Consider the following 13,714-nt stretch of genomic DNA (forward strand, 5'->3'; position numbering starts at 1 on the left):
TTCGTCCTTTCCGGGCTCCCGGAAGGACGAATACCCAGCACTCAACGGAGGTGTCAGTCGGTTTGGGTACGGACCCAGCGGGGGTCCGACGTCGTCACCTCGTGCACGTCGCCCGTGATCGTCACGATTCGGCGGGCCGACGGCGGCAGCACCGGCGCGGCGTCGTTCGGCTCGTCCAGGTCGGCGATGCCCTCGGCGACCACCCTGACAACGTTGTCAGCCGCGTGCGCGCCGACCCACACCTCGACGTCGCCGGGTTCGACGACGCGCACCATCGTGCGGTCGCTGAACGCGAACCGCGTGGTCGGCACGTCGAACGCGATCGTCGTCGACTCCCCCGGCGCCAGGTGCACCCGGTGGTAGCCGAGCAGCTGCGTCGTGGGCCGCGCGACCGAGCTCACCACGTCGTGCCCGTACAGCTGCACGACGTCGGAGCCGGCCACCCCGCCCGTGTTCGTCACCGCGACGACGGCGCGGAACGTGCCGCCGGCCTCGACCGACCGGTCCACCGACACGAGCTCGCGCTCGAACGTCGAGTACGACAGGCCGAACCCGAAGGAGCGCACCGGCGTCGAGTCCGTCGACGTCACCTCGGACGCCCCGCCCAGGATCGGGTGCAGGTACGAGTAGGGCTGCGCGCCCGCCGACCGCGGCAGCGACACGGGCAGGCGCCCGGACGGGTTCACCCGGCCCGAGAGCACGCCCGCGAGCGCCGAGCCGCCCTCCTCGCCCGGGAAGAACGCCTGGAGCACGGCGCCCGGGGTGCGGCCGACGTCGCCGCCACCATCGCCGTCGGAGGAGGAGGAACCGTCCAGCGCCCACCCGATCGCGTACGGGCGGCCGGTGAGCAGCACCATGACGACGGGCTTGCCGGTGGCGAGCACCGCCTCGACGAGCTCGCGCTGCACGCCGGGCAGGTCGAGCGACTCGCTGTCGTTGCCCTCGCCGACGGTGCCACGGCCGAACAGCCCGGCCTGGTCGCCCACCACGACGACCGCGACGTCGGCGGCCTCGGCGGCGGCGACCGCCTCCGCGAAGCCGGAGGTGTCGTCGCCCTCGACGTCGCAGCCGCGGGCGAACGCGAGCTCCGGCGTCGGCAGACCGGCGCGCTCGAACTCCACGCCCAGGGCCTCGGCCACGGACGGGATCTCGAACCCGTTGGGCACGCCGGGGTGGTGCGCCAGCACGTGGTTGGCGAACGAGTAGCAGCCCATGAGGGCCTCGGGCCGGTCGGCGTTGGGGCCGATGACGGCCACACGGGCGGGCTTGTCGTGCCACGAGCCGAGCGGCAGCACGCCGTCGTTCGCGAGCAGGACCACCGACTCCTCGGCGAGGCGCCGGGCCACGTCGCGGTGCGCGGGCGAGTCCAGGTCCACCACGGCGGGCGGCTCGTCCTCGAAGGCGCCGGGCTCCAGGAGCCCGAGCTCCTCCTTCTGCTTGAGCGCCCGCAGCACCGCCCGGTCGACGACCTCGACGGGCACCTCGCCGTTCTTGACGAACTCCGCGAGCGGTTCGAGGTAGGCGTCACCGGACGGCAGCTCGATGTCGACGCCGGCCTCCAGGGCCGCGGCGGCGGCCGCGCCCCGGTCGGCGGCGATCGCGTGCATGACGCTCAGGAAGGCGACGCCGAAGTAGTCGGCGACCACGACGCCGTCGAACCCCCACTGCTCGCGCAGCAGACCGGTGAGGTACTCGCCCGAGGAGTGCATCGGCACGCCGTCGACATCGTTGTACGACGCCATGACGGACCGCACCTTGCCGTCGAGCACCGCCATCTCGAACGGCGGGAGGAAGACGTCGGCGATCTCGCGCGGGCCGGCGCTCACCGGGGCGTGGTTGCGCCCCGCCTTGGAGCCGGAGTAGGCCACGAAGTGCTTGAGCGTGGCGTGGACGCCCGCGTCCTGCATGCCGCGGACGTACGACGTACCGACCGTGCCGACGAGGTACGGGTCCTCGCCGATGCACTCGTCGACGCGGCCCCAGCGGGGGTCGCGGACGACGTCGAGCACCGGCGCCAGGCCCTGGTGGATGCCGAGCTCCCGCATGGACCTGCCGATGAGCCGACCCATCTCCTCGACGAGCTCTGGGTCGAACGACGCGCCCCACGCGAGCGGCGTCGGGAAGGTCGCCGCCTTCCAGGCCGCCAGGCCGGTGAGGCACTCCTCGTGGACCAGCGCGGGGATGCCGAGGCGCGTCTCGCGCTTCAGCCGCCGCTGCTCGGCCCAGAGCCACGCCGCGCGCTCGGCCGGGTCCACCGGCCGCGTGCCGTACACGCGGGTGTAGTGCCCCAGGCCGTGCCGGGTGATGTCGGGGAGCGCGGTACCGCCCTGGCCGCCCGCCATCTCGCCCTGCATCGGGGCCACGACGTTGCCGCCCTGGTCCAGCCAGTACCCGACGAGCTGGGCGAGCTTCTCCTCCAGGGTCATGCGGGCGTGCAGGTAGCGCACGCGCTCCGACACCTCGGGCATCGCCCGCAGTGCCACAGGGAGCTCCGTCATCAATCGTTTCCTTTCGTCGTCAGGCAGGTCAGCGGCCAGGTCCCCGGCGGGGACCTAGCCCTTGACCGCCCCCTGCAGCCCGTTCACGATGCGCTTCTGCATGGCGAGGAAGAACACCAGGGCGGGAATCATGGCGAGCGTGGTGAAGGCGAAGACGCCGGCCGTGTCGGCGGAGTGCTCGGAGGAGAAGTCGGCCACGCCGAGCGGCAGCGTCTTCATGTCCGACTGCAGCAGGAGCAGCGGCAGCAGGTAGGCGTTCCAGGAGCCCACGAACGCGAGCACGCCGACCGTGACCATGCCCGGCCCGGACAGCGGCAGCAGGATGCGCCAGAAGAACCCGATGCGGGACGTGCCGTCGAGCTGGGCCGCCTCCTCGAGCTCCTGCGGGATCGCGGCGAGGAACGGCCGCAGGATCACCACGGTCACCGGCAGCGCGAACGCGGCCTGGGGCAGCGCGACGCCGAGCCACGTGTTCCCGAGCTGCAGGTTCTGCGTGATGAGGATGAACAGGGGCACGATCGCCACGGTGGCCGGGAACAGCAGGCCGACGACGAACACCATGAACAGCGCCTCACGCCCCTTGAACCGGTACCGGGCCAGGGGGTAGGCGGCCATCACGCCGAACACCACGGTGACCGCGGTGGTCAGCCCGGCGATGACGGCCGAGTTGAGCGCGTACTGCCAGAAGCTGGCGCTGGTCAGCACGCCCGTGTAGTTGTCGAGCACCCACGGGCTCGGCAGGCCCGACGGGTCCTGGGCGATCTGGGCGTTGGTCCGGAACCCGCCCAGCACGCCGTACAGCACGGGCCCGAGGGTCAGGGCCACGACGACCAGCGCGATGGCGTAGACCAGCGGCTGGCCGCCCCCGGCCCTCCGCCGTCGCCGGACCGGCTCGCGGCCGGCGTCCCGGGCGGTCGGGGCACTCATGAGCACGTTCGTGGTCGGTGCGCTCACCGGGTCACCTTCTTCCTGCTCCGCCTGACCGTCACGACGTCGGGACGCGTGTCCCGGCTCAGGACGAGCTGCTGGTAGAGCACCGCCATGACGAGCGCGATGACGAACAGGATCACCGAGGCCGCCCCGGCGATGCCGAAGTTCTGGCTGCGGGTGCCCTGGTTGATCAGGTAGGTCGCCATGGTGGTCGTGGAGTTGGCGGGCCCGCCGCCGGTCAGGATCCACACCATGTCGAAGAGCTGGAGCGAGCCGATCATCGACAGGAACGCCCAGGTGCGCATCGTCGGGCCGAGCAGGGGGACGCTGATCTTGCGCTGCGTCTGCCACCACGAGGCGCCGTCGAGCTGCGCCGCCTCGTACAGCTCCTCGGGCACGCCCTGCAGCCCCGCGAGGAAGAGGATCACGGCCAGGCCGAGGTACTTCCACGTCAGCACCACGAGCACGGTCAGCAGGGCGAGGTCCGGGTCACCCAGCCAGCCCTGCTCCGGCGCCTGGAGCCCGACGGCGCCGAGCAGCCCGTCGAGCACGCCGTACTCCGGCTGCAGGAGCTGGAACCAGACGACGCCCGCGATGACCTCGGCGAGCACGTACGGCACGAAGATGATCGTGCGCAGCAGCCCCTGGCCCCACATCCTGCGGTTCAGCAGCAGGGCGAGGGCCAGGCCCAGCGGGAGCTGGAGCGCGATGGACCCGCCGACGATGATCAGGTTGTGGACGACGGAGTCGACGAAGACGTCGTCGCCGAGGACGGTCACGTAGTTGCGCAGGCCGACGAAGTCGGTCAGCGGCCCGAAGCCCTTCCAGCGGAACACCGAGAGCTGGACCGCGGTGACGATCGGCCAGACGACGAACAGTGCGAACAGCGCCAGGGCGGGCGTGACGAAGAATGCGATCTCGAGGCGCTTGCGCCACGCAGAGCTCACTCTGCCGCGCCCGCCCCGGGCTGGTGCCGTCACGTGCTCACTGCTCCGCTTCGGCCGCGGTCTGGATGGCGTCGACGACGTCCTGCGGGCCCGCCTCGCCGGCGAACATCAGGGCGATCTCGTCGTTCATGGCCCCGCCGACCGACTGGCCGAGGCGCGTGTCGAGGTAGAGCTGGGTCACGCCGCCGCCGTCGCGCACCGGGATGAGCTGCGCGAGCGTCTCGTTGGCGAGCGAACCGGTCGCCGTCGGGTTGGTCGGCAGACCCATGTCGCGCTCCGCGAAGCCCTGCTGGACCTCGTCGGAGAGCAGGTAGTTGGCGAAGTCGACCGCGGCGTCGGGCGCGGAGGCCGAGACGGACCACGCGTCACCGCCGCCCATCTGGTCGGCGGGGTCGCCGCCCTGACCGTCGAACGTCGGGAAGGCGAACCAGCCGAGGAAGCTCGGCACCTCGCCGTCCTCGGTCAGGCCGCCGGCCACGCCGGGCTCCCAGTGACCCGCGAGCTCCATCGCGACCTTGCCGGTGGCCAGCAGGCCGGAGGCCGACGTCGGACCCGACTGCGCCGGGGTGGTGAGGAAGCCGCGGTTGAAGGGCTCCTGGCCGATGATCTCCTCGGTGTGCTCGCCCGCCTTGATGAAGCACGGGTCGGAGTAGTCGGCGCTCTCGATCGCGGCCTCGACCACGTCGAACGGGCACTCGCGGACCACGCTGTAGTACCAGTAGTGCGCGGCCGGCCACTTGTCGCCGGCACCCACGGACAGCGGCGTGGTGTCCGCGTCCTTGAGCTTGTCGAGGTAGCCCTCGAACTCCTCGATCGTCGGGCTGGGCGACACGTCGCTGATGCCCGCGGCCTCGAAGAGGTCCTTGTTGTACCAGAAGCCGACCAGGCCGATGGAGTAGGGCAGGGCGTAGACCTTGTCGTCCACGGTGTACTGGTCGGTGAAGTTCGAGATGTTGCTGATGGTGTCGGCGGAGTCCGCGGTGAGGTCCCGGACCAGGCCGGCGTCGACCTCTGCGGCGAGCTCGCCACCGCCGCGGCTCATGTAGACGTCGGGGATCTGTGCGTCGTCCCCGGACTGGAAGGCCGCCTGCAGCTTGGTCAGCATGTCCTCGTGCTGCATGGCCTGGACGTCGACCTTGACGCCCGTGTCCGCCTCGAAGTCCTTGGCGACCTGCTCGTAGTAGGCCTGGCCCTCGCCCTGGTTGGAGTTGTGCCACCAGCTGATCTCCTGGGCGTTTGCGTTCTGGCTGGTCTCCTCACCGCCCGAGCCGGAGCCGGCGCCGATGCAGCCGGACAGGATCAGGGCGACGGAGCCGCCGAGCGCGACCAGCGCCGCGCTGCGCGTTTTCCTCATCATTGTGGAATCCCTCGTGAGTCGTCATCGACAGGCGGCAGGGGGCTGCCGGTTGACGGACGACAGGTCCGTCAAGCAGGAGACTGACAGTCGGGTCATGGTTTCGTCAAACGGTTTCGATATCGATTTCGAAACGGATCGGCCCGTCGGACGGACTGCCTTGCCCGGATGTACTGTCTCTTCCGTGCACAGTGGGACAGACTCACCCGGGTCCACCGCCGGACCGGGTGGCGACACGACGGGCGCTCCGGGGTTCCCGGAACCGGCCGCCGACGAGCGCGCGACCGGCCGCGCCACCATCACCGACGTCGCGCGCGTCGCCGGAGTATCGGTCGCCACCGTGTCGAAGGTCGTCAACGGCCGGTACGGCGTGGCCGCCGCCACGGCCGAGCGCGTGCTCGGCGTCGTGGCCGACCTCGGGTACGAGTCGTCCCTGGTCGCACGCAGCCTGCGCCGCCGGCAGACCAACGTGATCGGCGTGCTCGTGGCCGAGTTCGAGCCGTTCAGCACCGAGCTCCTCAAGGGGATCTCCGCCGCGATCGCGGGCACGGGCTACGAGCTGCTCGCCTACTGCGGCGACGCCGGCCGCTCGGACCACGTGGGCTGGGAGCGGCGCTCCCTGTCGCGCCTCGCCGGCACGCTGATCGACGGCGTGGTCATCGTGACGCCGACGCTCGCCCTCCCGCAGCACGACGGCGTCCCGATCGTCGCCATCGACCCCCACACCGGGCCCACGGGTCCCGCGACCGTGGACTCCGACAACCTGGGCGGCGCCCGCACCGCCACCGAGCACCTCATCGGCCTGGGCCACACGCGCATCGGCTACCTGGGCGGACGCGCCGACCTGGAGTCGGCCCGCCTGCGCGAGCTCGGCTTCAAGGAGGCGATGGCGGCCGCCGGTCTGACGCCGGACCCCAGCCTGGTGCTGGAGGGCGGCTACCGCCCCGACCGGTCCGACCGCCCCACGCACGACCTGCTCGAACGCCCCGACCGGCCCACCGCGGTCTTCGCCGCGAACGACCTGTCCGCGATCCACGTCATCCAGGTGGCCCAGGAGCTAGGCCTGCGCGTCCCGGAGGACCTGTCCGTCATCGGGTTCGACGATGTCCCCGAGGCCGCGGGGTGCACGCCGCCCCTGACGACGGTCGCGCAGTCGCTGCACGAGATGGGCGCCGAGGCGCTCCGCATGGTCATCGCGATGCTGGAGTCCGGGCCTTCGGCCGGCCACCACACCCGCCTGCCGACGCGGCTGGTGCAACGTTCGAGCACGGCGCCGCCGCCGTCGTAACCCCCACGTGTCAGACGCACAGGTCCCCCGGGTGACCTGTGCGTCTGACACGTCGGGCGGTCAGGTGGGCAGCAGCGCCGGCAGCACCGGGGCCACCAGGCGCTCCCCCAGCCCGGGCTCGTCCACGCGTCCGTCGCCCCAGAACGTCGCCAGGAACGCCTGGTACAGGGCCGCACCCACCAGCAGGCGCGCCACGGCCTCGACGTCGGCGTCCTCGCGCACGCGGCCCTTGTCACGTTCCGCCTCCAGGTAGGCCTCCAGCAGGAGCTGCGGCTTCTGCGGTCCCGCCCCCTTGGCCGCGATCGACTCTCGGTGGCGCGCCAGGAGCGTGCTGCTGGAGAAGATCGAGGCCGAGATCGGGAAGCTGCCCACGTAGAAGTCGAGCAGGCCCGAGACGAACCGCTCGAGGTTGGCCGCCACGGTCGCGCTGCCGACGGCGTCGTCGGGCAGGACGAACCGGGGCAGGCGCTCCTGCAGCACGGCCATGAACAGGCCCTGCTTGTCGTCGAAGTGGCGGTACAGGAGCGCCTCCGAACAGCCGGCCGCGCGCGCGATCTCCTTGGTCGTCGCGTGCGCCACACCCTGCTCGCGCATGACGAGCGCCGCCGCGTCGAGGATCCGCTCCCGTGTGCTCATGACAGACATTCTCGCCCCCGCTCCCTTGACCTGCGGTCCCACCCCGTGCCACGGTGTTAGTGAGTATTCACTCACACCTTGTCGAGCACCACCCCAGACCGAGGAGATGTCATGCAGATCGCAGTCGTCGGAGCGAGCGGCCGTACCGGCCGCGAACTCGTCCGGGTTCTCGCGGCGGCGGGCCACGACGTCGTCGCCGTCGTCCGCGACCCGTCCCGGCTGGCCGGGCCGGCCGGCACGCCCGGGGAGCCCGGCGAGGTCAGGGTCGCCGAGGCCACCGACGTCGCGGCCCTCGCCGCCGCCTTCGAGGGGGTCGACGCCGTCGCGAGCTGCCTGGGCCCGGTGCCCGGCGAGTCGCCGCACGTCCTGCGGGACGGCATCACGGGGGTCATCGCCGCCATGGAACGGGCCGGCGTGCGCCGGCTGGTCGCGATCAGCGCGAGCGGCTGGCTGGTCGACGGCGACGACCCGCTCTCCCGCTACGTCGCCAAGCCGATCCTCCGACGGGCGCTCGCCGCGGTGAACGCCGACCTGGAGGCCATGGAGCAGGTGATCCGGGCCAGCCACGTGGACTGGACGATCATGCGCCCGCCGCGCCTCCAGGACCGCCCGGGCACCGGCCGCTACCAGGCCCGGCGGGACGGCAACGTGCGCTGGGGCTACACGATCGCCCGCCCGGACCTCGCCCTCGCGATGCGGGACGCCCTGGCCGACCGGTCCGCCGTCGGGCAGGCCATCTCCGTCGCCGCCTGACCGGAGCCCCGCACGCCGCGAAAATCTCTCGCCGCCCGACGGCGTGCGGGGCACCCTGGTCGTATGACCTCCCCGACGGGCTACGCGCCAGAGCCGACGACGTGGCGCATCCTCGAGGTCGCGGCAGTGCCCGCGACCGACCATCCCGACGCCTGGGCGTACCACGGCATCGCCGCCGTCGACCGCGCCGTCGAGACCGCGACCCTGGGGTACGACGACCTCGCGCGCACCGTGCAGACGCTCGTCAGCGGGATGCTGCACCAGGAGTACGCGGACAAGCGGCGGTTCGTCGCGGTCCTGGACCGGGCGGACGGCGAGGCGCCGACCGCCGACGACGTCGTCGGCTACGGGTTCCTCGCGCTGCCGCGGGACGACAACACCCACACCGCCGACGTCTACGTGGGCGTCCACCCCGACCACCGACGTCGGGGCATCGGCAGCGCCCTGGCCGAGCAGGCGGAGCGGGCGGCGGCCGACGCCGGCCGGACCACCTTCTTCGGCTGGTCGCTCTCGCCCCGCGAGGCCGCCCAGGACGAGGAGGCCCTGGTGCCGGCCACCGGCGCCGGACGACTGCCCGCCGACGCGGGCGGGGCGCGGTTCGCGCTCGGCCGCGGGTACACGCTGGAGCAGGTGGAGCGCATGTCGCGGCTCGACCTGCCGGTGGACGCCGACGCGCTGGCCACGTTCGAGGCGGAGGCCCGCGCGAAGGCCGGCGCCGACTACGTGACCCACACCTGGGAGGGCATCCCCGAGGAGTGGCACGAGGGATACGCCCGGCTCATGACGCGGATGTCGACGGACGTGCCGCAGGGCGAGCTCGACTTCGGCGAGGAGACCTGGGACGCCGCGCGCGTGCGCACGTACCTCGCGTCCCGGGCCGACAGCGGCGAGCGCCTGCTGACCACCCTGGTGGTGCACGTCCCGTCGGGCGAGGTCGCGGGCGGCACGTCGTTCCTGCTGCAGGACGGCAAGCCGGCGTACGTCTTCCAGGAGGAGACGATCGCGCTCAAGGAGCACCGCGGGCACCGCCTCGGCATGCTGGTCAAGGCCGTGAACCTGCGCGAGCTCGCCGCCCGGTACCCGCGGACGGAGCGCGTCCACACGTTCAACGCCGAGGAGAACGCGCACATGCTGGGCATCAACGTGGCCCTGGGCTTCCGCCCCTCGGGCGCGGAGGCCGCCCTCCAGAAGCGCCTCTGACCCACCCGCCCCTGCCCGCTCGTTGAGTGCTGGGTTTTCGTCCTCTCGAAGCGTTTCGAGAGGACGAAAACCCAGCACTCAACGACGCGTGTGGGGCTCGCTCAGGGGACGAGCAGGGCCGCGGGGATCACGGCGATGCCATCCCGACGGCGGTAGGCATCCGGTCCTGTGGAGATCACCGCGGCATCTACCAGGTCTTCGCCGATCTGTTCGCGAAGCCAGACGAGGTGCTTGACGTCGTCATCCGTCACGGTGGCCGCAAGCTTGACCTCAAGAGCGAGGACTGCGCCGTCACGCTCGACGATCAGGTCGACCTCGTGCCTGCCGTCCTGCGTCCGCAGGTGGCCCGTTCTCGCCCGAGCAGCCTGCGCGTAGACCTGGACCGATGACGCGACGAGATGCTCGAACAGCGCGCCGAGAAGGGTGCCGTCTCGCGGCACGTCGGGACCAGTGGCACGCCCCGCGAGCAACCCCTTCTCACTGGCACCGAGCAGCCGCGCGGCCAGCGCGGGGTCCGCCAGGTAGTGCTTCGGTGTCTGCCCCAACCTCTTCAGGTGGTTCCGGGACGGCATCCACGGTTCGAGGGGATCGAGGAGAAAGGCCCGGGTCAGCACGTCTCGGTATACGAGAGTCGTCGAACGAGCAGGCTTGTCGGGAAGGCCGGGCGTGGCCGCGTCAAGGATCGTCGTGTACGTCGACGTCGTCGCGGTGGCCGCCGCGTAGGCAGCCATCCAGGCACGCAAAGTCGCCGGGCGGCGCACGGAGACACCCTGCTCCGCGAACTCCTGGCTCACCGTGGCATCGAGGTAGGCGTCGATCTGGTCCTGTCGCAAGTCCGCGGGTATGCGCCGGATACCGGGGAATCCCGACGCGAGGATCTCTTGGGTGTAGGTACGCAGGTCCACACCGGTCGCTCCAGCGGCCGCAGGCTTCCCGCCGTCCAGGAGGTCGGCAAGGCTGACGCCGTCGACCGCCACCCCTCGTTCGTACAAGGACAACGGACGCATCCGTAGCGTCAAGATCCGACCAGCTCCGGAATGAACGGTCGCACCAGGCGGTGTGGAGCTCCCGGCGATCAGGAACGAGCCCGGAGCAGCACCACGATCAACGGCACGCTTGACCTGGTCCCACGAGCCCGGCTCTCGCTGCCACTCGTCGATCAGCGTCGCCCCGTCCAAGCCCGCCAACGGATCTTGTGCAGCGCGGAACGCCTCACGGGCGAACTGATCCGACAGATCGATCGTGCGCTGCACGCGCTGCTGCGCCGTCGCCGTCTTGCCCACGCCCTTCGGACCCTGCAGTGCGACGGCGGGCAGCCCTTCGAGGTAGCGGTCGAGCAAACGGTCCACAACGCGCGTCGAGTAGGCCACCATCCCCCTAGGCTACAGATTTCGCACTTTCTACGCTCCATTTAGTACATGATCTACGCTTCAGATCTTGCAGCCTGGACGCTACACCTCATGCACCTCGTCAGCGAGCGCAGCGCACTCGATAGCGGGAGCAGCGCTCAACGCTTGCGGGGTGGACGGAGCCGGGGCGGCAAGGTCAGTAGTCTTCCCGCCGCACGGGAGAGCGGGCCGCCCGTGCCGTTCGCGACGTCGAGCAGGCGGCGGAGCCGCCTGTGGGTCACGCCCGAGCCCGGCTGGTACGGGAGGCGCTCCAGGGGCATCGCCCTGGTCATGATCATGACGTCGTCCGACAGGCCGGTCGCCTTGAGCAGCGCCGTGACCACCGGGCCGACGACGGGGTGCGCCATCGCCTCGCCCACCGACGACTCCGGGGTGAGCGGCGCGGTGACGACGTCGCCCGCCACCTCGACCTCGGCGGTGACCCGGAGGTCGCGGCTCGACGCACCCACCTCGACCCGGTACGCGCCGCCCTCCACGTGCCAGCGACCGGCGCGGACGTCCCAGTACGCGAGGTCGTCGCGGTCCACGACCAGCTCGACCTCCCGCGACTCCCCCGGCGCCAGGTCGACGACGGCGAACGCCGCCAGCGCGCGGGGCGCCCGCGGGACGGTGGAGCCCGGCAGGGAGACGTAGCACTGCACCACCTCGCGCCCGGCGGCGCCGCCGGTGTTGGTGACGGTCACCTGCACGGCCAGCCCGCCGACGGCGCCCGGGCCCGCCCCGCCCACCCCGCGGGTCGAGCCTGTCGAGACCACCAGCCCCGAGTACCCGAACGTCGTGTACGAGAGCCCGTGCCCGAACGGGTACTGCACGTCCATGTCCCGCGCGTCGTACCAGCGGTAGCCCACGAAGATGCCCTCGCCGTAGGTGACGCGCAGCCCCGTCCCGGGAAAGCTGGTCCACGCGGGGGTGTCCTGGAGTCGCAGCGGAACGGTCTCGGCCAGCCGGCCCGACGGGTTGACCCGCCCGAAGAGCACATCGGCCATCGCCCCGCCGCCCGCCTGGCCCAGCAGCCAGCCCTCGACGATCGCGGGCACCCTGTCAGCGAAGCCGGACAGCCGTACCACCGAGCCGTTGGAGAGCACCACGACGACGCGCGGGTTGACCGCGAGCACCCGGTCCAGCAGGTCGAGCTGGTCATCCGGGAGGTCGATGTGCTCGCGGTCGCGGCCCTCGGCCTCGGCCGACTGCGGTAGGCCCGCGAAGAACAGGACGACGCCCGCGTCCCGGGCGGCGGCGACGGCCTCGTCGGCGAGCGCCCCGACGGCGCCGACCGAGCCCGTTCGGCCCACGCCTTTCCGACCCACCGCGCCCAGCACGCTCAGCACGCTCAGCGCGCTCCGCCGCCCGGTCGCGCCCGTTCGGCGCGCCGCGCCCGCCGCGTCCCGCCGCCCGCCCGACCCCAGCCCGTACCCCGCCGCGAACACCACGTCGGTCGCCGAGTCGCGGATCGCCGCCAGCGCGTCGTCGAGCCGCGTGGGCACGATCTGGGAGGAGCCCGAACCCTGGTACCGCGGCGTGCGGGCCAGCTCGCCGATCACCGCCAGCCGGGTCCGCGGGGCCAGCGGCAGCAGACCGCCGTCGTTCTTGAGCAGCACGATCGCGCGGCTCGCGACCTCGCGGGCCAGCGCGTGGTGCGCGGCGTCGTGCCAGGCCTCGGGATCGTCGCCCCGCTCCGCGAGCGAGGCCTCCGACGTCGACGGCCCCGACCCGAGCACCGCACCCGCCCCGGACGCCGACGACGACGCCCCCTCAGCCCGCCGCTCCCGCGCTGCGAGCGCCAGCGCGACCACCCGCGCGGCCGAGCGGTCGACGTCGGCCACATCCAGATCGCCGGACCGGACGGCCGCGACGATCTCCCGGACCCGGAGCTCGCTGGCCCCGGGCATCTCCAGGTCGAGCCCCGCGCGGATGCCGGCAAGCCGGTCGTGGACGGCGCCCCAGTCGGACATGACCAGGCCCTCGAACCCCCACTCGCCACGCAGCACGTGGGTGGCGAGGCGGCGGTCCTCGCCGGTGTGGGTGCCGTTGACCCGGTTGTACGAGGTCATGAGCGTGGCAGGCCGCGCCCGGGTCACGACGCGCTGGAAGGCGCGCAGGTAGATCTCGCGCAGGGTGCGCTCGTCGATGTCGGCGGAGACGCGCATGCGCTCGGTCTCCTGGTTGTTCGCGGCGAAGTGCTTGACGCTCGCCGCCACGCCCCCGCCCTGGAGTCCGGTGACGAGCGCGGCGCCGATCTCCCCGGCGAGCAGCGGGTCCTCCGCGACGTACTCGAAGTTGCGGCCGCACAGCGGGCTGCGCTTGATGTTGACGCCCGGCCCGAGCACGACGTCGACGCCGCGCTCCCGGGCCTCCGCGGCGACGGCCGCGCCGACCCGGGCCACCAGGCCGACGTCGAAGGTGCTGCCCAGCGCGACCGCGGGCGGGAAGCAGGTGGCCGGGAGGGCACCCTCGATGTCGCCGACGTCGGGGGCGAGCCGGCGCACGCCGTGCGGGCCGTCGGCGAGGTAGACCGACGGGACGCCGGGGGCCTCGGCGGTGGACCAGAACGAGGCCCCGGACAGGAGCCGGGCCTTCTGCTCCAGGGTGAGCCGCCGGACGACCGCCGCGGGATCCGCCGGCGCCGCACCGGTCGCTCCGGACCTGGCACGCGACTGCTTCGTCATGCGGTCACGCTAGCGGCAGCGACACCGCCCGCG

Annotated in this window: 10 protein-coding genes; 3 read left to right on the forward strand and 7 right to left on the reverse strand. The window is 72.3% G+C overall.

Annotated features, from left to right (window positions below; translation table 11 throughout):
* Nucleotides 1–53 precede the first annotated feature (53 nt).
* From FHX71_RS22675 to FHX71_RS22690, 4 genes are read right to left on the reverse strand one after another with little or no spacing between them, the layout of a single operon-like run.
* The gene (locus tag FHX71_RS22675; protein ID WP_182619660.1) at nucleotides 54–2,498 is read right to left on the reverse strand and encodes a beta-xylosidase/alpha-l-arabinosidase; all 2,445 of its coding nucleotides are present in this window, start codon (nucleotides 2,496–2,498) and stop codon (nucleotides 54–56) included.
* A 54-nt stretch (nucleotides 2,499–2,552) separates the two neighbouring features.
* On the reverse strand, nucleotides 2,553–3,425 hold the full coding sequence (locus FHX71_RS22680; protein WP_182620055.1) for a carbohydrate ABC transporter permease: 873 nt from the start codon (nucleotides 3,423–3,425) through the stop codon (nucleotides 2,553–2,555).
* A 23-nt stretch (nucleotides 3,426–3,448) separates the two neighbouring features.
* Complete coding sequence (locus FHX71_RS22685) at nucleotides 3,449–4,408, reverse strand: carbohydrate ABC transporter permease (RefSeq protein WP_182619661.1); 960 nt, start codon at nucleotides 4,406–4,408, stop codon at nucleotides 3,449–3,451.
* Nucleotides 4,409–4,412: 4 nt separating this feature from the next.
* Nucleotides 4,413–5,732 (reverse strand): ABC transporter substrate-binding protein, encoded by a 1,320-nt coding sequence (locus tag FHX71_RS22690; protein ID WP_182619662.1) that lies wholly within the window; start codon nucleotides 5,730–5,732, stop codon nucleotides 4,413–4,415.
* 181 nt (nucleotides 5,733–5,913) lie between these two features.
* Here FHX71_RS22690 and FHX71_RS22695 point away from each other — a divergent pair, with 181 nt between their 5' ends.
* Complete coding sequence (locus FHX71_RS22695; protein ID WP_312877179.1) at nucleotides 5,914–7,017, forward strand: LacI family DNA-binding transcriptional regulator; 1,104 nt, start codon at nucleotides 5,914–5,916, stop codon at nucleotides 7,015–7,017.
* Nucleotides 7,018–7,077: 60 nt separating this feature from the next.
* Here FHX71_RS22695 and FHX71_RS22700 read toward each other — a convergent pair whose 3' ends face one another.
* Nucleotides 7,078–7,653 (reverse strand): TetR/AcrR family transcriptional regulator, encoded by a 576-nt coding sequence (locus tag FHX71_RS22700; protein WP_182619663.1) that lies wholly within the window; start codon nucleotides 7,651–7,653, stop codon nucleotides 7,078–7,080.
* 111 nt (nucleotides 7,654–7,764) lie between these two features.
* Here FHX71_RS22700 and FHX71_RS22705 point away from each other — a divergent pair, with 111 nt between their 5' ends.
* Both FHX71_RS22705 and FHX71_RS22710 read left to right on the forward strand, forming a co-directional pair.
* On the forward strand, nucleotides 7,765–8,406 hold the full coding sequence (locus FHX71_RS22705; protein ID WP_182619664.1) for an NAD(P)-dependent oxidoreductase: 642 nt from the start codon (nucleotides 7,765–7,767) through the stop codon (nucleotides 8,404–8,406).
* A 63-nt stretch (nucleotides 8,407–8,469) separates the two neighbouring features.
* Complete coding sequence (locus tag FHX71_RS22710; protein ID WP_182619665.1) at nucleotides 8,470–9,606, forward strand: GNAT family N-acetyltransferase; 1,137 nt, start codon at nucleotides 8,470–8,472, stop codon at nucleotides 9,604–9,606.
* 101 nt (nucleotides 9,607–9,707) lie between these two features.
* On the opposite strand, the gene FHX71_RS22715 is transcribed toward FHX71_RS22710, so the two are convergent.
* Nucleotides 9,708–10,979 (reverse strand): ATP-binding protein, encoded by a 1,272-nt coding sequence (locus FHX71_RS22715; protein ID WP_182619666.1) that lies wholly within the window; start codon nucleotides 10,977–10,979, stop codon nucleotides 9,708–9,710.
* A 134-nt stretch (nucleotides 10,980–11,113) separates the two neighbouring features.
* Entirely contained in the window at nucleotides 11,114–13,681 is a 2,568-nt protein-coding gene (locus FHX71_RS22720) for a glycoside hydrolase family 3 C-terminal domain-containing protein (protein WP_182619667.1), read from the reverse strand.
* Nucleotides 13,682–13,714 lie beyond the last annotated feature (33 nt).

The organism is Promicromonospora sukumoe, from assembly GCF_014137995.1.
Classification (GTDB): Bacteria; Actinomycetota; Actinomycetes; order Actinomycetales; family Cellulomonadaceae; genus Promicromonospora; species Promicromonospora sukumoe.

Excerpts from the sequence above, each read along its gene's own strand:
- FHX71_RS22675 (WP_182619660.1), bottom strand. The coding sequence starts at position 2,498 with ATGACGGAGCTCCCTGTGGCACTGCGGGCGATGCCCGAGGTGTCGGAG.
- FHX71_RS22680 (WP_182620055.1), bottom strand. The coding sequence starts at position 3,425 with ATGAGTGCCCCGACCGCCCGGGACGCCGGCCGCGAGCCGGTCCGGCGA.
- FHX71_RS22690 (WP_182619662.1), bottom strand. The coding sequence starts at position 5,732 with ATGATGAGGAAAACGCGCAGCGCGGCGCTGGTCGCGCTCGGCGGCTCC.
- FHX71_RS22700 (WP_182619663.1), bottom strand. The coding sequence starts at position 7,653 with ATGAGCACACGGGAGCGGATCCTCGACGCGGCGGCGCTCGTCATGCGC.
- FHX71_RS22705 (WP_182619664.1), top strand. The coding sequence starts at position 7,765 with ATGCAGATCGCAGTCGTCGGAGCGAGCGGCCGTACCGGCCGCGAACTC.
- FHX71_RS22710 (WP_182619665.1), top strand. The coding sequence starts at position 8,470 with ATGACCTCCCCGACGGGCTACGCGCCAGAGCCGACGACGTGGCGCATC.
- FHX71_RS22715 (WP_182619666.1), bottom strand. The coding sequence starts at position 10,979 with ATGGTGGCCTACTCGACGCGCGTTGTGGACCGTTTGCTCGACCGCTAC.
- FHX71_RS22720 (WP_182619667.1), bottom strand. The coding sequence starts at position 13,681 with ATGACGAAGCAGTCGCGTGCCAGGTCCGGAGCGACCGGTGCGGCGCCG.